We start from the raw sequence: 20844 nt of genomic DNA, 5'->3' as shown, positions 1-20844 counted from the left end.
ATATGAATGCTACTAGGCGTTTTTGTTACGCATGTGATTTAGTACACGATTCCAATTTAATTCAGGAGTATAAACAATACCATTCGGAGGGTAAAGCTTGGCCGGAAATTACGGATAGTATAAAGGCAGCGGGTATAGTAGATATGGAAATCTACTTAGTGGAAAATCGGCTGTTCATGATTATGGAGGTGGATGAAACCTTTACCCTTGAACGAAAGAAAAAAATGGACAGGGAAAATCCAAAAGTCCAAGAGTGGGAAGATTTGATGTGGAAATTTCAACAGGCCCTACCATCCGCGAAAAATGGTGAAAAATGGGTGCCAACAGAGCTTATTTTTCAGCTATAATTTTAAGTGTGAAGTCATTAGTGTGAAATTCCGTCTTTTAGAAGGATGCCATAAAAACAATACCAAGGTTTTTAAACCAAGGCCTAAAGGTGATTTATACTCACCAGAGTCTATGCCATATTTTCATACAATTGCACAACTACCAAAACATGCTATTATTAAGATTTTAAAAAAGTAATAATTATATCTAATATGACATATTCTTGTCTTTCGAAAAGAATTATATCATTTTTAAAAAACGAACAAGAGGGACTAGGTTCTTATAAAGAATGATTTTTAAGATGTATATGGTTTTAAGGTTTTTATGAGACCATTTTCATCGTGAATAATTTCGTGCATTTTAACGGAGCGCAAGTGCGTGACCCCTTCTGACAGACTGGAATCGTGGTAAAATAAATACCATTTTTGGTCAATTTGGCATATGGAGTGGTGTGTTGTCCAGCCCACAACGGGTTCCAGGATTCTTCCTTTATAGGTAAAAGGTCCGTAAGGAGTGTCCCCAATGGCATAGCATATGAAATGGGTGTCTCCGGTAGAGTAGGAGAAGTAGTATTTGCCGTTGTGTTTGTGCAACCAAGCGGCTTCGAAGAAACGTCTTTGGGTATCGCCTGCCAATAGCGGGTTTCCATTTTCATCAAGGATTGGCACATCTTTCGGCTCTTCGGCAAATTCCAACAGGTCAGCTCTCATTTTGGCCATTTTGGGCATTAGGGCGACCTCGTCGTCATCTGGAATATGTGCGGTGGGGCTTTCCGGTTCTTCCCCGTTAAAGATCCCCGTTCGCCAACGTTGCAGTTGCCCTCCCCAAAGTCCGCCAAAATACATATAGTAACTTCCATCCTCATCTTCAAAGACTGCTGGATCTATGGAGAAACTACCTTTTATAGCTTCTGGATTTGGTTTGAAAGGTCCAACGGGGGAGTCGCTGACCGCAACACCTATCCTGAAAATACCATCGTACCCTTTCGCCGGGAAGAACAAGTAGTATTTACCGTCTTTATGCGCTGCGTCAGGTGCCCACATTTGCCTCTCCGCCCAGGCCACATCGTTCACGTGCAAAGCCAAACCATTGTCCACAGCTTTGCTGTCTACGCTGTCCATGGACATAACATGGTAATCTTCCATGGCGAAGTGACTTCCTAAGTCATCAAAGGCTTCACCCGCATCTATGTCGTGCGATGGATAAATGTATATTTTACCATTGAAATAATGCGCAGAAGGATCTGCGGTGTAAATGTGTTTCACCAATGGTTGCGAAATGGCTTTTTCATTAAGCTTATCAAAATCGATGTGATCTATGTTTTTTTCGGGCATTATAATGTGATTTTTGCAATTATCTTCTATTCTTTAATTCAGTTTCTATCTGCAGTTCCATTCTCTTATTTATTTCATAAAAAAATAGTAATCCAACGCCTATCAAGAAAGGAATGGCCGGGTAGATACTAACCAGCAATCTTGTACCCTGGATGGCAGTTTCCGGTTGTACCGTTGCCACACCTGAAATAGCGGCCTCTTTGGTTATGTAACCATATAATCCCAAAATCCAGGCAACTAGTGAACTCCCTATGCTCAAACCTCCTTTTAGACCTACCATCATCGCTGAAAAAATAATGGCCGTTGCTCTTCGGTTTGTCCTCCATTCAGAGAAATCCGCAACGTCTGCAATCATCGCCCATAAAATGGGTGTACTTATGCCATAGAAAAACATATGGAGTATTTGGGCACCATATATTGTGCCAACAGCATCGGAAGGGAAAAAGTAAAACGATATGATGAACAAGGTGGATATGAATAGCGATGCACCAAAAACATTTCGTTTTCCATATTTGTCCGCAAGGCTTTTTGAAATTGCAATGCCAATAAGACCTACGAGAATCCCTCCACCATTAAAAACTCCTAACCCTAAGGAGGTGTCGTTTTCAAAAGTTGGTAAATAACTTTTGAGCGGATTTAAAAAAGCGTTCAGACTTGCTTGGTCCACGTAATTTTCAAAATAATAGACGTAGGAACCACCTTTCATCGCCAAGGTGATGAAGACCAAGGTAGTTAGGGTCAACATGATGATCCATGGCCTGTTCTTGAACAAATCCCCCAAGTCTTCCTTAATGCTTGATTTTTGTTCAGGCTTGGGTACAACACGTTCCTTAGTGGTAAAAAACGTGATAAGTAACATAATCGTGCCGATAATCGCCAACCAGGTCATTACCGTTTCCATACCTTCGGCCTTGTTCCCGTCACCCGCTTTTAAAATGAGGTCGTACATAAATACCTGGACAAAAAATTGGGCCCCCATTACCGCTATGAATCGATAAGCGGAAAGGCTATTGCGCTCTTTCATGTCACCGGTAATAACACCACTTAAAGCGGAATAGGGTAAATTGTTCGCGGCATATAGTAAAAGGAGTAAGGTGTAGGTTACTACGGCATAGATCACTTTTCCCTTGTAGGAGAAATCGGGTGTGCTAAAGGCCAGCATTGCCGTTACCCCTAACGGTATGGCGGTCCATAAAATCCACGGGCGGAATTTACCCCATCTATTTACGGTCCGGTCCGCTATTACCCCCATTAACGGATTAAAGACAAAAGCAGCGATAAGTCCTACCACTAGCGTAACGGCCGAGGCATCATTTGCTTTTAGCCCATAGATATCCGTATAAAAATAAGCTAGATACGTAACTAGGGTTTGGAAAACTAGGTTCGCGGCAAGGTCGCCTAAGCTATATCCAATTTTTTCCTTAACGGATAGTTTATGTGATTTGAGACTCATTTCCTTCTAATTAGTTCGTTTGGTTTTTAATATCAAATCTTTTTTTCAACGCTATGATACTGTCATAGGCGGCTTTTGGTCTCAAACTCCTGTCAAAAAGTAAGGGATAGTTGGTTCTTCCCCTGATAGGGAAACCGTTTAACCATGATTGTCCATCACTTACGCCCCAAAAGGTAACCCTGCTGATTTTATCCTGATGCTTAAGAAAGATGGCAAAGATATCTTTATAACGGTTGGCCAGTTTAACCTGAATCGAATCTGGCAGGCCTTCTGTGTACGGATTCATTTCTTCACTGTTTTCAAAGTTCTGACTAATTTCGGCACCTTCTAAATCCCAAGGGTTAGGCAGTACGCTCACATCAAGTTCGGTAATGGCCACCTTTACACCAAGCTCGGAATAATCCAGAATACTCTGTTCAATTTCTTCCAGTGTGGGAGAATTCAAATGCCAGTGGCCTTGCATGCCGATGCCGTCCACTTTTATGCCCTGATCTATGATTTTCTTGACCATACGGATGGCACCCTGTCTTTTCTCAGGATTGGTCATATTGTAGTCATTGTAATACAGGTCGGCAGAAGGATCGACTTCGGCGGTCCATTTAAAAGCTGATGCCAAGTAATTTTCACCCATTTTTTTTAGAAAAATGGAATTACGTAACGTTCCATCTTCATTTAAAGCTTCATTTACCACATCCCAGGAACCGAGCTTACCTTTGAAATGTTGCGCAAGGTCTTTTACGTGTTTTTCGGTTGCAGTGGCAAACTCCAAACTGTCCTCGATGGAACTGAACCATGGTGATAGTTGACTATGCCAAATAAGTGTATGGCCATGGACAAACATGTCATATTTTTCACCTAAGGCTACGAATTTGTCTGCCAGTTCAAAATTAAATGTATCCCTTTGTGGATGAATGATCATCGATTTCATGATGTTCTCGGCAGTAATACTGTTGAACTCCCTTCCTAATAGGGAAGCCATGACAGAATCCGTTTCTTCTATTTGAAACCTGTTAATTGCTGAACCGATATAAAATTCATCCTTGAATGCCTCTTTTAAAGATAGATTTGGTTCTTGCTCTTTTCTTGATGGTTTTTCTGAGCAAGCGAAAAAGACAAGACAAATAATGGCCATTAATGTGAATTTATTAATGAATTGGTTAGCCATGTTTTTACGGTTCTTCATAATTCGATTTTTATTGGTCAATGTTTGAAAAATTTACGTGCATCTAAAGGAGGCTAAAAGTAGTTTTTGGCCAATTGATTTCTTATAACAATTGCGGCAAATTCTAACAAATATGTTGTAATGCTAAAAAACAACCACTAAAAATATATTATTTTTATTTATTCAAATAATTTTTTTCGTTTTTAATGATTTTACAAATTTTGAGCGAAGATTTAAATTCTGTTTTAAGTTTAACGTGCTAAGATGAAGTTTTCATTTCCGTTGTCCACATTCATAAATTGAAGACTGTTTGTTAGAAAAGCATCTAGGTTTGGTTCGGTTATAGCAATATGTCCTGTGTTGGGCACAATCCATAATGCCGAATTCGGAATATTTTTATGCAATGCAATTGCTGGGTCGATACCAAGTATTTCATCGCGATCCCCGTGAACAATCAAAGTCCTGAAATTAAATGCATTTAGTTCTTGATCTTTTAGTTTGATTTGATAGTCAAGCATTTGGATTGAATAACGCCTTAATTTGAGCTTCACCATGGTAATGTATTTTTTTTAGTTCTTCAACAAACGATTTTGGTAGAGTTTCATAAGAAAATGTATTATCACCTTCGTTATTTTCTCCTCCTTTATTGCTTTGAGAAGCACCAATAAGAATTATTGCTTGGATTCTTTCTGGGTTAGAACTGGCTAATTCAAGTAGTGTTAAACCGCCAAAGCTTAAACCAATTGCTTTTACTTTTTTTATTTGTAAATGGTCTATAAGTTTTAAAATGTCTTTAGCCGAATTTTTAATTGAGAAGTCAGCTGTTAGTTGGGAAGTTTTTCCATGTCCGCGAAGATCAATAGCGTAAACTTTAAAGTGTTTGGCGTAGGTTAGTATATATCTTAGGTGCCGAAAAATTTAGTTTCGCAGACAAATCGTGTTCTAAATCGTGTTCATTTTCGTGTTCAATCGTAATTGTTTCTAGAAATATAGACATAAAAAAACGGTTTAGCGTGAACTAAACCGTTGTTTTGGGTGATTTTACTAATGTAGCGAGAGGGGGGCACGATCCCCCGACCTCCGGGTTATGAACTTTAACCGCTATTTTTTAGTTTTACAACCTATTGAAAAACAAGTAGTTATTAAATATATTTTTATTGTTTTAGTGTAAACCGTATACGGTAGCGTATACGGTTTACTTTATAAAAATATTGAACTTCTATAAATTCTCCTAATAATATTTGTAATGTGCACAATATTAAAGAAGATTGGTTAGAGGTTTTAACTCTGCCACCCCGACTAATTGAAAATTAAACCCTTATAATCAATTGATTATCAGTATTTTCTATTTTTAGGAATACTGCCAAAACGTACCAAAACGGTACAAATTATATATCGAACGTGTCCTAATACGTGTCCTATTTTAAGCTTACCATTTAAAAGCCTTTTAAATAAGTGGTTTTAAGATTTGAGTCGTCGGGGAACTTGGATTTGAACCAAATGAACAGAACTTCTGTAGATAAAGACTTAGTTTAATTTTTATCCAATTGTTCAACGGCTTTAAATTATTAATCTTAATCCCAATATCCTATAGCTTCCAAACATATATCAATAAAATGGTGAAACAATAGTGAAACATCAATTTTTCATCCCAAATTGAATACAGTATTTTTTCAATACTTCTTTTAAAACCAATAAGTTAATTTTAACACCAGTCCCCTATTCTTTAAGTTAAAATCCCGTGAATCGTAATTGTCGTTGTAAATAACAAATAAATCAGACATTGGTAAATACCTCCATTGTAATCTGGTATAAATAGAAAAATTGTTGTTTTGGCTATTTTTTTGAATTATGGTATTCCAAAACAAGTTATTAGAAAAACTAATATCAGATTTTAATTTTAATAGGTGAACCTCCTTCTTAAAATTATCAGAGATATCATTTATTAAATTGTAATTATACGATAGCCCAAAATTACCCCATGATTTGATTCTGAAATTTTCATTAAGGTCTAGACTGATTTTAGTGCCATCAAAAAAGCCACCATATCCAATTCTCATATTTGATTTAAAGATTCTTCTATTATCAGTTTCATATGAAATCCCATACTGACTAAAGTTATAATTCCCTTGCGGTAATATAATATCTCTTCCCAATATATTCGTTGGATAGGCAATGTTAACGTTTCTAAAATTGTAATCTATTGAAAGAAAAGAAGTATTAGTATAGCTAAAATCCCAGGTAACTGAATTATCACTTTCAGTTAATTCTTTTCCGGTACTATCAAAATACAAATGATGCCAAGTTTTTATTCCATGCCAATTTAATTTGCTTTTTGGATTTTTATTAAAAAAAAGATATTGTAGTTTCGGGTAAATGTGAACAAACCCAAGATTAAAAGTTTCTCCTGTTATGGCATTATAATTTTCTAAGCGAGGGTTTATTCCTAATTCAGGAGTATAATTTTCACCTACAACATCTACATCCCAACCACTTCTAAAGCTACGGGTATTATAATTTCCATTGAAGCCATAATAATGGTTGTTTTTTAATTTTTCCTCCGTTTTTAAACTATGAAATTTAAAAGTGTTATTGAAATTTTGATTTTTAGAAATAAAGTTTAATTCTGCTCCAATATTATTCATATAATCTTTTTGCTCAGCATTGCTTAATACATGTTTATTGATGTAAAATATTTTAAACAAAAATTTTTTTAATACTTTCTGGTGAATAGCAGAAACTGTATAGTTTTCTGCTAGAATATCATTTCCCTTGGATGTTTGAACATTCATTACACCAATTCTCGCATTTTTAAATAAGTTTCCAGTAATCTTTGCTCCAAAAGTAATAGGGACTACCTCACCATTATTTAAACCAATATTTCTAGAATAAAAAGGCTGAACTAACGTACTTCCAAAATTTGAAAAAACATCATCATTTTCTATAAAGAAATTTCTTCTTTCGGGCAGAAAAATATCAAACCTAGAAATATTTGTTATTTCTTCATCAGCATCGGCATTGGAGAAGTCAGGGTTCAAAGTTAAATCTAAATTTAATGAACTTGAAATAGCTATTTTACTATCAATTCCAACCTTTATTTCGTTATTGTTAATAGGATTAGCGGCATCTGTTTTATCCTCTATTGAAGATAAAGTGGTGTATGGGGCTAAACTAAATATTCTTCCATTTTCGGGGATGTCTTCAGACCAATGTAAAGTGCCCATAAAATTTAAATCCATACTTCCATAATTTACTGGAAACATCGTCCAAGTATAATCGTAGTTTGTAAACATATCATTTCTGATAAAATTTATTCCCCAATCTCTGTTTTTCTTGTTAAACCTTAAAGATGTAAAGGGTATAACCAATTCGGCTATCCAGTAGTTTTGATATTGACTTACAACAGAATTCCATTTATTATCCCATGCTTCAGAATATGTTGTCTCAGAACCATTATTTGATAAACTTGATTCAATTCTTGCTCCACCTGCATTCACTCCAAACATATAACCATTTTGACCTTGATTCATTGGGTCTATTGTCATAGTAAAACTATCGCTATCCCAATGGGTTCTTGAATTGTCCATTGCTACGGATTGTATAATTCTTTTCCCTTCATCATAGCATTTAACAAATACATATAAGTTTTTGTCGTCATAGGTTAATTTTATAATTGTTTTTCTTTGTGCTAACCCAGAATCAACAGGATAGTGATTTGAAAGATTGATAATAGAGTCAAATGACAGCCATTCTATATAATCTTCATTTCCATCAACTTTGATATCACTTTTAGTCTTTGTGATTCCATAAAATTTATTTTTTTGCGATTTTTCAACTTCTTGTGAAAAAGCATTATAATGCATTAGCGCAATAGCAACAAGACCAAAAACAATATTTCTGTTCAAATAAATCATTATTGAATTTTATAATATTAGAGAATGGGATTTTTTGATGACAATGCATTTATTGAAATACATTGTCATCTAATGTTTTGATTTAATATTTGGAGTGTTCTAATTGAACGGAATTGGCAGACTTTCTAGCCAATTAAAAATTGAGGATAGAAATTCGGGATGTGCCATTGGCCAATAAGAGAAATCACTATTTCCTACTAACTGCATGGAGTGATTTGCATCCGTTAGTAAAACAACTTTTGAGTTGATATGGGTATTCTTTAAAACTTTAAATATTGAATCACTACTTCTCTCTGGAATAATTTCATCCTTAGTTCCTTGAATTATGAGTAGTGGTTGCTTTATTAATTTAAAATAGGGCATAGGTGTAAATTGAAGCTTTCTGTCAACTTCAATTTCGTTCAAGTTGGGTATCCATAATTTTGAAAACCAAGGATTATTTTTGTTTTGGATAATGGCGTCTTCTAGTGTTTCTCTTGTTGTTATTCCACCAATATATTGGTAAACTAAACGCTCTAAAGCAAAAGCTTCATCAAAATATTTATGTTCGATTGTTGATTGATTATTGTTTTTCCAATAATTTAAATCACTTTCTAATAATGAGGTAGAAGGGCAGCTCACCACAATACCAAAAGCAAGATTCTCTATTTTGCTTAAAATATAGGGTACTTTTGTTCCACCTTGACTACTTCCTTTAATACCAATATTAGAAAATGGTATGTTCAATTTGTTTGATAAAAATTTAAGTGCATTTATATCATCCATACACAATTCTTCAATAGAAGAACTTCTCCAATTTCCTTCAGAAATTCCAGTACCTCGTTTGTCAAAATGAAATGTAATAAAACCTTGGTTAGTAAATTTCATGGCTTCGGCTCGAGATGCACTTCTATCTGAATTTCCTGATGATGTAACAAAATATAATACTTTATTAGAAAACTTAGAAGGGAAATAAATAGTTCCTTTCAAATTTAAATTATTAGAGATAAAAGAAACTTCCTCTTGACGAATTGTATTCTCTTTTATGTTATTAATCTTATATAATTTAAAGTTTTGATTTATGCTGTCAACCGATAAATTAGCATATAAGTTTGTACCATCTTCGGAAAGTTTATTTTTAAATTTAAAACTAAAATAATCGCTGTTTAACTCAAAACAAATAGAGTCTCCCTTTTGTGAAACATTTGATGTAGGTATTCTGTATGCATTTTGATCTGGACTAGTGAAGTAAACCTGGTAATTTAGAGTATCCTTCTCGATTTCGATTTGAATAGGAGTAGTAAAGTTACCATGCGTAAAGTCACCTTCATAAAAGCCAACAAAAGCGTTTTTATTTGGGTGATTGTTTTGACAACCTAAAGTAAAGCCAAAGGCCATAAAAAGAGCAGCTAATATGTGCCAAATCTGTTTTAAAATAAATTCCATTGTTTTTAAAATTTAAAAGTTATATGCAATAGTAAAAACAGATAAATTAAAATGGCATATTTTATAATTTAAACAGGTTCTGTTTTATTTTTGAGAACCTTTTTTGAATTCAGATGGCGTAAAACCTGTGTTTTTCTTAAACCATGTATTAAATGCTGACTTAGAATTAAATCCCACTTCATACATAATCTCATTAATTCTGATATCATTATTATGAGCGTCTTGAAGCAATTTTTTAGCTTCTTCAAGTCTCTGAAAACTTATATATTGAGAGTAAGTTAAATTGAACGTATCTTTCAAAATCTTCGATAAATTATGTTCCGATAGGTTTAATTTAGTACTTAAGCCATTTAGATTTAAATTGGAGTCTTTAAAAATCTTTTGTTCAGACATTAGTTTTTGTAAATCTTCTAATATTTGATAACTTGAATCATTCACGATAACTCCAAGATTCTTTTTGGTTTTAAGTGTAACGTGCGTTAGGTTGTCATTTTCTTTAAAAAATAATTGATTACTTCTAGACTCATATAAAATCATTAAAAGCTGAGTCAATAATAACCCAAAAATTAAAAAAACTAAATATTGAGATGACAAAATGTTAATTGAAAAATTCTCAAGTATTAGACAAATGGTAATCAAAAATTGAATTATGAATAAGCTAATTGAAAATTTAATCCTCCTATATTGTAAAGTAGGCTTAATGGCTTTAATCAGTAATCTATTTTCATTTATAAAATAGATGAGAAAAAAAATGTATACCAAGAATTGTAGAGCAATCAAAATAGTTATATAGGAATTGTCATTGTAACCTAAAATTTTATTTTTAAAGTCATCAAAAATCCAATATATAATTACGCATAAAAAAGGAATGCTGGCAATGAAATGCTTATAGATTAAAGTACTTAAATTTTTAACATAAAATAGTGATAGGATATGAAAAAACAATAAAGGGATTAGTAAGAACCCTGTTAGAGAATTAAAAATTGGAAAAATAATTATAGATTGATCATGATATGAAAGTATTTGATTTAAAGCAATTAAACTGATAATTAAAGTGTAAAAAGCTAATAATCTGGAGTTTTTAGAAACTACAAATAGCTGTTTGGACAAATAGAAACCTATTATCATAATAGACACTAAAAGGACCTCTGTAAATAGATTCATTTAATTGTAGTATTTCAATTTATCCCTTTCTTCAAGATAAATTTAATACATTAATTAAATTTAGGAAGCTCTTTTGTGTATCCTTTAAACAATGAATAGTAAAATTTTATAGAATTTTGAATTCATTTGTCTATTCTTCTAAGTGCGTTGGGTTTTTTAATGATTAGAATTATAAAAAGAATTAAAATAACAAACCAGCTTAAAGTAGTAAAAGCCCCTTTTAGCTGTGTACAAATACTTGCTGTTTTTATAACCTCGGGCGTTACATTTATTGGGTTAATTAACATTAAAGTAATCATTACATTTTCAATATAATCAAAAATCATGGCTATAAATGGTAGGATGAATAAATTCGAGAAGACATGATATTCATTAATTTTTATCAAATTAGATAATCTAACTATTAATGTACTTAAAAAAAGCGCAAGCAATATGGGATATAGTAAGTCAAGAAGAAATAATTGAGGAAAAATATAAAAATCGATTGTTACTTTGTCTAAGTTTTGAAGCATTCTTATTGCTTCTTCTTGAGAGTATCCGAAAGTTTTCAAATCAAATGCCTCAGTTCCAAGTTTGGCATTGATGTGTGGAAAAGTAAATAACAGCATTAATAACAAGATAGCATGAGAAAGAAAGAACAAACCTGTTATGCTGGATTTTGATGTCATCCATTCCAACTTATTATGAATATTTTTTAATATCATTGATTTACTAGAATTTATTATTTTTTCTTTGTTTTTTTATATTCTTTATCATTTTTCCAAAATCTTTATCCATCTTTTTCCTCTCCTTTGCATCCGATTCAAAATGCATTTTTTCTTTCTCCATCTTCATGAAATTTGTATAAGAATCAGCATCTAATTCTTCATTTTCAATCGCATTTAATACAGCACATCCTTTTTCATTGGTATGTGTACAATCATTGAATTTACATTCTTTAGCTAAATTCAATATTTCATCAAACGTCATTTCAAGTCCATCTGAAATATTTGTTATACCAACTTCTCTCATTCCAGGATTGTCAATTAGTATTCCATTGTCTAGAACAATTAATTCTCTATGGCTGGTCACATGTTTTCCTCGTTCTATACTCTCGCTTATTTCTCCTGTTTCCATCAAATTGTTTCCGGTCAAAGTATTAATGAGTGTAGATTTTCCAACCCCTGATGAACCTAATAAGCAATACGTGTGACCCTTAATCAATTCAGATTTTAGCTTGTCAATTCCTATTTGAGATTGGTTGCTTATTTCAAATAGAGGAACGTTTTTAATTCTATCTCTTACTTGAGTCATTAATTTTTCTAATTCCTGCTTCTCTATTAAATCTACTTTGCTTAAAACAATAATTGGTTTAATTTTAGAAGCGTTGCAAATAGTCAGGTATCGTTCCAATCGATTGATATTAAAATCTCTGTTCACCGATTGAACGATAATTCCAAAATCAATATTGGTAGCAATAATTTGGGTCTGTCCCAATTTGCCAACAGCCTTTCTTTCTAAAATTGATTTTCTGGGAAATACAGTGTGGATTAGCGCTTTGTGGTCATTATACTCTGATATAGACACCCAATCGCCAACAGCGGGTAAATCATTCCTGCTCGTGGCTGTAAATCTTAAATTTCCTATAAGCTCAGCATCAAATTCGCCACCATCATTTTTAACGGTATATCGATCTTTATGCTCAGAAATCACTCTTCCAATACCAAAAGAATCAAAATTATTCTCTTTTCGATATTCTTCTAATTCTGTATTGTATCCTAAATCTTCAAGTCTCATTTTTATTCATGATGCTGTTTAATCCTCACTATTAATTTGATGCTTGAATTGTTCTAAGAAATAGTTATAATACCCATAATCACGATGCTTAATAACTTTTTAATTCTCTACAGTTCTTAAAATTTTAGTTTATTGTGTCGAAGCAATTTTATAAAGTTCACGGAATACTTTACTTAAGTTAACTTCCTTAGACCCTGAAGAATTAATTAAAACAATAATATCAATATTACTTGGCATGAGGTGCAACATGGTCGCCTGAATACCATCAGAACCTCCAGTTCCACCAAAAAAAGTCATTCCATTATCCTGTGAGGAATTTAATTGCAATAGCACCTTTTGAGTTTCATCGCTTAATAAATTGCCGTTTTTTAAAGCCGAAAGAAAGATGGACAGGTCGTTAATATTGGATGAGATGCCTCCAGCTGCCCAAGCCCAACTATTAAATAGTTTATATGTTTCACTTAAGTTTGTGAATTCATATCCTTTTGATTTTTTTAAAAGTCCTTTTTTAAAAGCAGATTTAGCAAATGAAGAATTTGGGATTATATAACTGTCAATAGGCTTTCTCTCTTTATCATCAAAACCTTCTAAAAAAGTGTCATTCATTTTTAGTGGTGTGAAAATGCGTTTTTGACACTCATTTGATAAGGTATTATTAGTGATTTTTTCTATAATCATTCCCAATAAAATGTAATTTGTATTGGAATAGATTTTTTTAGAATAAGGTTCTAATGGTTCACTATCAGGTTTCTTATTTTCTATATAATTAATTAACTCATTTGGCAGCCAGGTTCGTGACATACCATCATAAAAATAACATTCTTTCCAAAAATCATTGTTTTCTGTAAAACTGTAGATACCACTGCTGTGACTTAAAAGCTGGAGAATGGTAATACTATTTACATTTATTATTTTGCTTTGTATCTCCACATCTAAATATTTTGAGATGGTATCAGTTAGGCTGAGCTTATTTTCATCTACCAATTGCAAGATAACAAGAGACGTAAATATTTTTGAGATACTAGCTAAACGAAAATTTTGGTTAGTATCTAATGGAGTATCATTTTCAATGTTACTGACTCCAGATTTGCCTCTCCATTCTGTTCCGTCCGTATCTTTTACCAAAGCAACAATGGCTGGCAAACCTTTCTTATGAGCATTATCTAGAATTTCTTGGTATTTAGCAGTATTGGATTGTGAATAAACTATACTAAGAGATAATATTACTGTTGAAAATAGAAGAGTTAAGTCTTTATTCATTTCGTGATATTTAAATTAAAATAAAGACTAAATTCTCATAGAAATGTTGAAAACACATTGTCAGATTTATTCAGTCTACCAGTTGTTTTGTTCTGTATTCTGTCCATTTTTTTGAATACTTCTGGATAACCATATAGTTCCAATACAAAATAATAGCAATCCAATTGTTCTTATTGGGAATACTACACCGTTTCCAAATAATGGTACTCCAATAATTAAAAACCACAATGGAATCTTTGGATATGAATTCGTTTGTAGTGCAGCAATACCGAAAAGGATATATCCAATTCCCAAAAACGCACCGGAAGAAATTAATCCAGCCACAACTCCTATATCGCCGTCTACTAAAGCTCCATTAACTTGCAGTAGCTCTGGATGAATTTTAGCCGCTGCAGGCCACAATAGGGTTTCATAATACTGAATGCTTGTGAATAAAATAAGTCCTATTGAGGCAATGATTAGTCCGTAAAAACCTAATTTATTAAACTTCTCATGGTTCTTCAGGTAGAAGCCAGGGAAACCTAAAGTCAATAATAATATTGATATTAAGCCTATAATATTTATTTGCATCCAATTATCGTTAAGTATTAGATTTTTAAAATTATCGGATGAATCAGCTATCGGAAGAAAAATTGGCATTAAAAACCACCAAACCAATAAACCTACAGCTCCAATAATGCTTAGTAATCCTTCCGTTTTAATAATTCTATTTATTCTCATATTTTAGGGTATCATGTAATTTAACTTACACAACTCGTTAAATAATGACGTTAGTAACATTAACAAACCAGATTCACTGGATTGAAAGAGTATTTGACACATTTAATACGTTTTTGTTTTTTTTTAAGGTGTTATTTTTTGAAATGCAATATTTCCTTTAAAGAAAGATTGTTTTCTATATCTTTTTCATAAAACCAAATATCTCTTAACTTTCTATCTACTAACAATTGTAATTGATCCCCTTTGAAGGGTGAATTATTTTGAGAAGCATTTCCATAACTCAGTATACCTTTAGCTTTAATCTGCTTTCCAAATTCAACTACTGAAGTATATGCAGAACCTCCCAATAAAGTATAATTAGCGTCTGATATTCGACTGTAAAACCCGGCATTAAAACTGCCTATTTCACTCAATCCTAATCCACTTTTTAATTTTTTACCTGAATAATTTATTCCGTAAACTTCATTCCATTTAATATCTAATTTTTTATACTTTTCTTTTGTATCCTTAGCTGCCAATAAAAGCATTTGCTTAGCTTCCTTTGTTAGGGTATTTGGTGTGTTTAAAGCATCATTTTTAGAAAACTCAACTTCAAACATTTTCTTTTTTCTGGACTTAAAATACCAGTTTACAAAAAGTACGGCTCCTTTGCTGGATGCGTCTAATTTTCTGTCCCAATTTTTCAAAACATTGGCAGCCTCATTTAGAAGTGGTTCTTTTTCTTTTAAACCATAGCTAACTAATTCCTCCACAGTTCTGTCTGCCAGTTCTGCATATGTTGAAGATTGCATTTTAACAAGTTCATCAAAACTTAACTTTTCTTCACTCAATATCATTTTAATTGAACGTGTACTTCTATAGTTAAAGTCTGTAAAAGGTTTATTGGCTATATAAGCAGGAAAATTTAAAGGCTCTTCAATAAATGGATACGTACTGGTCCAAGGCCCATTATTTGAATTTGCTACGAAGCCTGATGTTGGATTTTTAAACTTTGGTAAATCTTCATAGCCTATATATTCTTTAACTATAGCTCCTGGTTTTGAAGAAGGAATTACTTTTGACCAATCACTTAAATTTCCTTCAGGACGTTTTGGAATGATTCCATTATATAAATAAAAAATCTCTCCATGGGTATCAGCATAAATAATGTTTTGTAGAGGCAATTGTAACATTTGCATGGCAGTTTGAAACTCTTCTAAATTGCTTGCTTTTGCCATATGGTAAAATTGCTCTGTAAAATTAGGTCTGTCCAATCCCGAAAGCCTCAATGCCAGTACTTTACCCTCCTTCTCTTCGACAATATAACCGTACTCAGACTTCTTAACTTGTATTTTTTCATAAGATAAGTTATCACCATTTTTAACTGTAATAGTTTCATTTATAACTTCTAGCGGTTTCCATTTTCCATCAACCAAATACGAATTCCCTTCTAAATCCAATTCAATTAAATCCATTGAATCTGCTTGATTAAAGGTGAGCGCCCAGCCTAAGTTGTCATTAAAACCCATGGCAATAGATGGACTTCCAACCAATGCAACACCATAAATATTTAAATCTTTACTCTGTAAATGAGCTTCAAAGAATATATAATCATCAAACCAAGGCGGATGTGGTTGTGTTAGTAATAGGGAGTTTCCACTTTCGGATTTTGATGGTGCTATAGCCCATGCATTTGATCCTGCTGTTTTCCACTCATCAGCCTGCGGTAACATTGCGAAAGCTCCAACCATAAAATGGTAAGCTATTTGTAATTTAGCCAAAGGATCCGTGTTCTTTATAGGTAATACAACCTTTAGTTCATCATTTATTTCATCACCATGTGCGTTGCAATAAGCGTTCATACCTGCTACAAAAGAAGATAGCTGTGTTTTCATTTCTTCACTTTGCAAGTTGTACCATTCTTGAGCACGTTGAGGCACCCCGAGTTTTCTTGTTAATTGATCGCTTTGAAAATTTTTATCTTCTGCACCCCAATACTCTGATGCACGTCCTCTTGCTTTCCCATAAGATTTTAAAATAAGGTTTCCATGGGCTTTCATTTGTGCCCATCCAAATGCATAATAAGTTTCTGCATCATTTTTACCTTTAATATGTGGAACACCCCATGTGTCCCATTTAATTTCTGGTGAATTGGTATGCTGTGAAAACGTAACAGAAACAGAAGTAGTTGTTAATATTAGTATTAACAGTATACTTAATCTTTTCACCTTGTTGTTTTTTTCTTTCATCCTTACTGTTTTATAAACTGCGTTGTAAGCCGTATTTCTTGTCAGTTCTTGTTTCGATCCATATTCGTTTTATGATAATGGGACCAACAATCCAATATATTAATGCTGTATAAATTCCGGGGAAATAACCACCAACCACAATACAAAATATAACGTGAGCAATTGCATTACCAATGACTCCATACATTACAAAAAATAGAGGAATCATCATGGGTGGTTTTATTTTCTTATAAATCAAAATAGCTCCCATAATGAACATAAAATATGCGAACATATTAAACGCAACAAATGTGTCTAAAGGATATTCAGGGCTATTAAATAGTTTCGGGAATTTGTAATTAAAACCTGTGATGTATTCCTCTGTAAAATGAATAAACTGTATCCCAAGTGCTAAAAGATATACAGGTAATATTTTATCAGGTTCAGGTTGTTTCTTGTATACAGTCAAGAAGTAGAAAAGGAGAGCTAAGATGACTCCTGGTACAAACGTCATAATAAGAGATAACCCAGAAGAAAAGTAGAAAAATCCGGTTGTCATTCCAATTGCAATAAGTATTGGTATAATTATATTTTTATTCATTTTATTAAATTATTTCTCACACTCATGTTTTAATAAATAAAGCCAGTTTTGCATTCCTTTTTCTAAGTTTTTATTGAGCATATTTTTTAGGAGCTTTGCAAATATGCCTTCCAAACTTTCTTCAACACTTACCTTTGATTCACCATCATTTTCGGTAAGTGTCCAGTTATGAATTGCGAACATTCCAAAATTTTTTCCTGTCAAACCAAGTTGACTGTAAGGGATAACAGTGTGCAGTTTGGAATGTATATTCACACCACCTGATTTCCAGTCAAATGTTGGTTTATATTTAAAATTTATTATTCTTTTGTATTAGAAACAGTATTTATCCAATTTTCAATTGTTGTTAAATAATCAGGATGCAATTTAAACCAATATGGGAAATCACTTCCTCCAATATTAGACATCGAATGAGAGGCTCCTTCCAATAAAACTGTTTTATAATTATCATTACCTGATTTCTTAATTGCATCGGTAATGAGTAAATAACTATTGACAGGTATTATTTCATCCATTTTACCTTGCATAATTAAGATAGGTTGCCTTGTTTTTTCAAAGTAGGGTATTGGAGTATATAGAAGTCTTTTATCTGGTTGGACTTCATCCAAATTAGGTGCCCAAATATTGGCAAACCACGATGCTGATTTTTTAGAATTTATAGCCTTTTCTAAATCTGCTCTTGATATTTTACCTGCCATAAATTCAAAAACTTTTCGTTGCAGTAGCGTAGCATCATCCAAGTGATTCCCTAGTAATTTAGCATTTCTATTCCTCCAATAATTTAAATCACTTTCTAGTAAGGTAACTCCTGGGCAACTTACTATAATCCCATAATTCAAATTCTCTAATTCATTTAAAATAGAAGGTATTTTTATAGCTCCTTGACTACTCCCTTTTATTCCTATTTTCTTAAGTGGTATTCCAGTCTTCTCAGAGAAATATTCTATAGCTGTGACATCATCTGTTATATATTCCTCAATTGTTGCAGTATTCCAATCACCCTCAGAATTTCCAGTACCTCTTTTGTCATAATGAAATGTAGTAAATCCTTTTTGTGCAAGTAATATGGCTTCTGCACGTGAAGCACTGCGGTCTTGGCCTCCAGAAGAAGTCACAATTACAAGGGCTTTCCCTTTATTATTATTATTGGGATACCAAATAGTTCCATTTATACGTAATCCATTGGATTTAAAACTAATCTCCTCACTTTTTGGAGTATTGCTATTATCTAAAAATTCCTTTTCTAATGTGTAAAGGGTTGTAATAGTGTCAACAGTAAGTGACCCTTGAAGTTTGCTATAATTATCAATCCATTTGTTTTTGAAGGAGTAAGTGTAAAAATCGCTTTGCAGCTTAAAATTTATTGAATCATCACTAACTTCAACATTTTGAAACGGAATTCGATTGGCATTTTGTTCTAAACTCGTGAAGAAAACTTTAAAATCGATAGAATCAATTTCTATTTCTAAGAGTATCTTATCAGAAAAATTACCATATTCAATAATACCACTATAGTTTCCTGTTTTCTCCTTCTTATTGCTTTCGGTGTTTTGCTTACAAGAAAACACACCAAATACCAAAAAGATTATAAATATTTTTTTCATTCGATTTAATTATTTTTCACATTCTTGTTTTAATAAATAAAGCCAGTTTTGCATTCTTTTTTCTAAATCTTTATTCAACATATTTTTTAGGAGCTTTGCAAATAAGCCTTCCAAACTTTCTTCAACATTTACCTCTGTTTTTCCATCTTTTTCCGTAATGTTCCAGTTATGAATAGCAAACATTCCAAAAGTTTTTCCTGTCCAACCAAGCTCAATACATGGTTTAACAGTATGTAGTGTGGAATGTATTTTTGCTCCGCCAGATTTCCAATCAAATGTTGAGTTCGGCTTTAATTCACCATTCAATTTAGATTTGCTAATATCTATTTGCCAGTTATCCCAATTGTTTATGTTTGCCAATGCTTCCCACACCTTTTTACTATTAGCAGAAATTGTTATTGTCTTGCTACACTTTACAGGTGCATTATTGTTAATGCTTTTCATGTTGTATTATTTTTTTATAGAATAGCTATTATTGCAATTTGGTTAACCATCGAATTGAGTTTAAAAATAAATCTGCGTTGTCACATTCGGGATCATGAATGGTTACAGGAATCTTCTCACCATCAATAAGTAAATCTAGACTTCTGAATATTCCTTGATCTGTGCAAACGATTACTCTACCTTCACCATAATTAAAACCAATCATACCTGCATACGAATTTGATGTTTCTTCTATATCCTTGCTTCCATCATGTGTTGGTGTATAATTGATAGTGTTTTTTGGAAAAGGAAGGATTGCATCTTCAGGATTTCTGAAAATTGCTGCTCCGCACAAAAATTTTATCGTTTCTGGTAAGAGGTTTTTAGATAGTCTTGAAGCTAAAACGGGATGATTACTATTAACCATTCCATTTTTAGGTGTCATTATAAAGTGGCTACATAAACCACCATTGTGCCCTGGATTATCTGGGTGATACGCATAGCCATCTCTAAATTTAATACTGAAGGCTTCTAAAAGAGGTAAAGCACCACTACCACCAGGGAAATGACTCAAAAACAAAAACAAACTTCCTCCATTATATACATATTTAGTAATGTCTACGACTTCAGAATCACTTAGCGGTGACTTAAATAGAATTTCTTTTTTTTCTCCAGAATCTAACACAATTTTATCATTTGGCATACCATGTAGAATCAGCATATCAGGGTTAAGCTTGGCAAGGTTGGTTGAATCAAGCACATGGTTTGTAAATTTTAAATCAAAGCCATCTTCATTCATAATTCTTAGCATCTCGCGGGCTGTTTCCTTTCCATATGATAAAGAATAGATGGTATTGTGTGATTGATCTATTAGAATTTTTTTTTGATTTGTTTCTTTTAAAGACTCAAACTGAAAATGAAAAATGGTGTCAAATTCAGCTTCTACAGTGGCTTCTTTTTCTTGTCCAAAAGAGTAATAATAAATAAACACTAACAGGATTGTAATAAGGGTTTGTTTCATGGTTTGCATTATATCTTAGAATTTTAATATTTCATTCTTAATACTTTTTGTTTAGTCTGCTTATGGACATATTCTTTTGTAGTTTTAAATCCGAATTTTTCATAAAATGGTCTTCCTATTTTATTTTGTTCAAAGACTTCTACCTCCAATTCTTTATGAAATTGTTTCATGTAATTAACTAGTGCTGTTCCAATTCCTTTTGAATGATTTTGTGGGTTTACAAATAGTCCACCTATTTCATTTTCTATCATTGATATAAAACCGATGATTGTATTAGATTCTTCATATACCCAAGAATCTGAATTAGGTAGATACATTTCCCTCATTTCTTTTTTTACCATTTGTGTAAATTCGTCATCTAAAAAAGGATGAGCAACCTTTGATGCTTGTTCCCATATATCTACAAGAATTGGGATTTCTATTTCATTATATTTCCTTATCATTTATTTACTG

At 32.7% G+C, this 20844-nt stretch carries 20 protein-coding genes; 1 reads left to right on the top strand and 19 read right to left on the bottom strand.

Going from position 1 to position 20844, the window contains the following annotated elements:
* The first annotated feature begins 2 nt into the window (after nucleotides 1-2).
* Entirely contained in the window at nucleotides 3-347 is a 345-nt protein-coding gene (locus ACOCEA_RS10540; RefSeq protein WP_420756195.1) for an L-rhamnose mutarotase, read from the top strand.
* Nucleotides 348-623: 276 nt separating this feature from the next.
* Here the strand turns inward: ACOCEA_RS10540 and ACOCEA_RS10535 are convergent, their stop codons facing one another.
* The 19 genes from ACOCEA_RS10535 to ACOCEA_RS10445 all read right to left on the bottom strand — a co-directional run bounded on the left by ACOCEA_RS10535 (nucleotide 624) and on the right by ACOCEA_RS10445 (nucleotide 20834).
* Nucleotides 624-1661: a glycoside hydrolase family 43 protein gene (locus tag ACOCEA_RS10535; RefSeq protein ID WP_420756194.1), complete on the bottom strand. Its 1038-nt coding sequence runs from the start codon at nucleotides 1659-1661 to the stop codon at nucleotides 624-626.
* Between the two features lie 19 nt (nucleotides 1662-1680).
* On the bottom strand, nucleotides 1681-3114 hold the full coding sequence (locus ACOCEA_RS10530; RefSeq protein WP_420756193.1) for an MFS transporter: 1434 nt from the start codon (nucleotides 3112-3114) through the stop codon (nucleotides 1681-1683).
* Between the two features lie 10 nt (nucleotides 3115-3124).
* Nucleotides 3125-4297 (bottom strand): endo-1,4-beta-xylanase, encoded by a 1173-nt coding sequence (locus ACOCEA_RS10525; protein WP_420756192.1) that lies wholly within the window; start codon nucleotides 4295-4297, stop codon nucleotides 3125-3127.
* A 230-nt stretch (nucleotides 4298-4527) separates the two neighbouring features.
* Complete coding sequence (locus ACOCEA_RS10520) at nucleotides 4528-4830, bottom strand: alpha/beta fold hydrolase (RefSeq protein ID WP_420756191.1); 303 nt, start codon at nucleotides 4828-4830, stop codon at nucleotides 4528-4530.
* Complete coding sequence (locus ACOCEA_RS10515) at nucleotides 4787-5173, bottom strand: alpha/beta fold hydrolase (protein ID WP_420756229.1); 387 nt, start codon at nucleotides 5171-5173, stop codon at nucleotides 4787-4789. The genes ACOCEA_RS10520 and ACOCEA_RS10515 overlap by 44 nt, the downstream gene beginning before the upstream one ends.
* 788 nt (nucleotides 5174-5961) lie before the next feature.
* Complete coding sequence (locus ACOCEA_RS10510) at nucleotides 5962-8190, bottom strand: DUF5916 domain-containing protein (RefSeq protein WP_420756190.1); 2229 nt, start codon at nucleotides 8188-8190, stop codon at nucleotides 5962-5964.
* A 99-nt stretch (nucleotides 8191-8289) separates the two neighbouring features.
* Nucleotides 8290-9615 (bottom strand): alpha/beta hydrolase family protein, encoded by a 1326-nt coding sequence (locus tag ACOCEA_RS10505; protein WP_420756189.1) that lies wholly within the window; start codon nucleotides 9613-9615, stop codon nucleotides 8290-8292.
* Nucleotides 9616-9699: 84 nt separating this feature from the next.
* Nucleotides 9700-10725 (bottom strand): helix-turn-helix domain-containing protein, encoded by a 1026-nt coding sequence (locus ACOCEA_RS10500; RefSeq protein ID WP_420756188.1) that lies wholly within the window; start codon nucleotides 10723-10725, stop codon nucleotides 9700-9702.
* Between the two features lie 176 nt (nucleotides 10726-10901).
* A complete protein-coding gene (locus ACOCEA_RS10495) occupies nucleotides 10902-11483 on the bottom strand; it encodes a hypothetical protein (RefSeq protein ID WP_420756187.1) in 582 nt (193 codons plus the stop codon).
* Nucleotides 11484-11490: 7 nt separating this feature from the next.
* Nucleotides 11491-12555 (bottom strand): ribosome small subunit-dependent GTPase A, encoded by a 1065-nt coding sequence (gene rsgA / locus ACOCEA_RS10490; RefSeq protein ID WP_420756186.1) that lies wholly within the window; start codon nucleotides 12553-12555, stop codon nucleotides 11491-11493.
* Nucleotides 12556-12684: 129 nt separating this feature from the next.
* On the bottom strand, nucleotides 12685-13815 hold the full coding sequence (locus tag ACOCEA_RS10485) for a serine hydrolase domain-containing protein (protein WP_420756185.1): 1131 nt from the start codon (nucleotides 13813-13815) through the stop codon (nucleotides 12685-12687).
* A gap of 75 nt (nucleotides 13816-13890) precedes the next feature.
* Nucleotides 13891-14535, bottom strand: a complete 645-nt coding sequence (locus ACOCEA_RS10480; RefSeq protein WP_420756184.1) for a hypothetical protein — start codon at nucleotides 14533-14535, stop codon at nucleotides 13891-13893.
* A 131-nt stretch (nucleotides 14536-14666) separates the two neighbouring features.
* A complete protein-coding gene (locus tag ACOCEA_RS10475) occupies nucleotides 14667-16763 on the bottom strand; it encodes a penicillin acylase family protein (RefSeq protein ID WP_420756183.1) in 2097 nt (698 codons plus the stop codon).
* A 10-nt stretch (nucleotides 16764-16773) separates the two neighbouring features.
* The gene (locus ACOCEA_RS10470) at nucleotides 16774-17343 is read right to left on the bottom strand and encodes an HXXEE domain-containing protein (RefSeq protein WP_420756182.1); all 570 of its coding nucleotides are present in this window, start codon (nucleotides 17341-17343) and stop codon (nucleotides 16774-16776) included.
* Between the two features lie 9 nt (nucleotides 17344-17352).
* Nucleotides 17353-17526, bottom strand: coding sequence for an SRPBCC family protein (locus ACOCEA_RS10465; protein WP_420756181.1), 174 nt, complete (start codon nucleotides 17524-17526; stop codon nucleotides 17353-17355).
* 116 nt (nucleotides 17527-17642) lie between these two features.
* Nucleotides 17643-18947: an alpha/beta hydrolase family protein gene (locus tag ACOCEA_RS10460; protein ID WP_420756180.1), complete on the bottom strand. Its 1305-nt coding sequence runs from the start codon at nucleotides 18945-18947 to the stop codon at nucleotides 17643-17645.
* 9 nt (nucleotides 18948-18956) lie between these two features.
* Nucleotides 18957-19391 (bottom strand): SRPBCC family protein, encoded by a 435-nt coding sequence (locus tag ACOCEA_RS10455; RefSeq protein ID WP_420756179.1) that lies wholly within the window; start codon nucleotides 19389-19391, stop codon nucleotides 18957-18959.
* Between the two features lie 28 nt (nucleotides 19392-19419).
* On the bottom strand, nucleotides 19420-20391 hold the full coding sequence (locus ACOCEA_RS10450; protein ID WP_420756178.1) for a motility-associated ABC transporter substrate-binding family protein: 972 nt from the start codon (nucleotides 20389-20391) through the stop codon (nucleotides 19420-19422).
* Nucleotides 20392-20414: 23 nt separating this feature from the next.
* Nucleotides 20415-20834, bottom strand: a complete 420-nt coding sequence (locus ACOCEA_RS10445) for a GNAT family N-acetyltransferase (RefSeq protein ID WP_420756177.1) — start codon at nucleotides 20832-20834, stop codon at nucleotides 20415-20417.
* Nucleotides 20835-20844 lie beyond the last annotated feature (10 nt).

Source organism: Maribacter luteocoastalis, assembly GCF_048890225.1.
Taxonomy (GTDB): domain Bacteria; phylum Bacteroidota; class Bacteroidia; order Flavobacteriales; family Flavobacteriaceae; genus Maribacter; species Maribacter luteocoastalis.
This window is presented reverse-complemented; position numbering and strand designations above follow the sequence as displayed.

Bases quoted from the DNA above. Each gene is read 5' to 3' on its own strand.
- ACOCEA_RS10540 (WP_420756195.1), top strand. From the start codon at position 3: ATGAATGCTACTAGGCGTTTTTGTTACGCATGTGATTTAGTACACGAT.
- ACOCEA_RS10535 (WP_420756194.1), bottom strand. From the start codon at position 1,661: ATGCCCGAAAAAAACATAGATCACATCGATTTTGATAAGCTTAATGAA.
- ACOCEA_RS10530 (WP_420756193.1), bottom strand. From the start codon at position 3,114: ATGAGTCTCAAATCACATAAACTATCCGTTAAGGAAAAAATTGGATAT.
- ACOCEA_RS10525 (WP_420756192.1), bottom strand. From the start codon at position 4,297: ATGAAGAACCGTAAAAACATGGCTAACCAATTCATTAATAAATTCACA.
- ACOCEA_RS10520 (WP_420756191.1), bottom strand. From the start codon at position 4,830: ATGGTGAAGCTCAAATTAAGGCGTTATTCAATCCAAATGCTTGACTAT.
- ACOCEA_RS10510 (WP_420756190.1), bottom strand. From the start codon at position 8,190: ATGATTTATTTGAACAGAAATATTGTTTTTGGTCTTGTTGCTATTGCG.
- ACOCEA_RS10505 (WP_420756189.1), bottom strand. From the start codon at position 9,615: ATGGAATTTATTTTAAAACAGATTTGGCACATATTAGCTGCTCTTTTT.
- ACOCEA_RS10495 (WP_420756187.1), bottom strand. From the start codon at position 11,483: ATGATATTAAAAAATATTCATAATAAGTTGGAATGGATGACATCAAAA.
- rsgA (WP_420756186.1), bottom strand. From the start codon at position 12,555: ATGAGACTTGAAGATTTAGGATACAATACAGAATTAGAAGAATATCGA.
- ACOCEA_RS10485 (WP_420756185.1), bottom strand. From the start codon at position 13,815: ATGAATAAAGACTTAACTCTTCTATTTTCAACAGTAATATTATCTCTT.
- ACOCEA_RS10480 (WP_420756184.1), bottom strand. From the start codon at position 14,535: ATGAGAATAAATAGAATTATTAAAACGGAAGGATTACTAAGCATTATT.
- ACOCEA_RS10475 (WP_420756183.1), bottom strand. From the start codon at position 16,763: ATGAAAGAAAAAAACAACAAGGTGAAAAGATTAAGTATACTGTTAATA.
- ACOCEA_RS10470 (WP_420756182.1), bottom strand. From the start codon at position 17,343: ATGAATAAAAATATAATTATACCAATACTTATTGCAATTGGAATGACA.
- ACOCEA_RS10465 (WP_420756181.1), bottom strand. From the start codon at position 17,526: ATGTTCGCAATTCATAACTGGACACTTACCGAAAATGATGGTGAATCA.
- ACOCEA_RS10460 (WP_420756180.1), bottom strand. From the start codon at position 18,947: ATGAAAAAAATATTTATAATCTTTTTGGTATTTGGTGTGTTTTCTTGT.
- ACOCEA_RS10455 (WP_420756179.1), bottom strand. From the start codon at position 19,391: ATGAAAAGCATTAACAATAATGCACCTGTAAAGTGTAGCAAGACAATA.
- ACOCEA_RS10450 (WP_420756178.1), bottom strand. From the start codon at position 20,391: ATGAAACAAACCCTTATTACAATCCTGTTAGTGTTTATTTATTATTAC.
- ACOCEA_RS10445 (WP_420756177.1), bottom strand. From the start codon at position 20,834: ATGATAAGGAAATATAATGAAATAGAAATCCCAATTCTTGTAGATATA.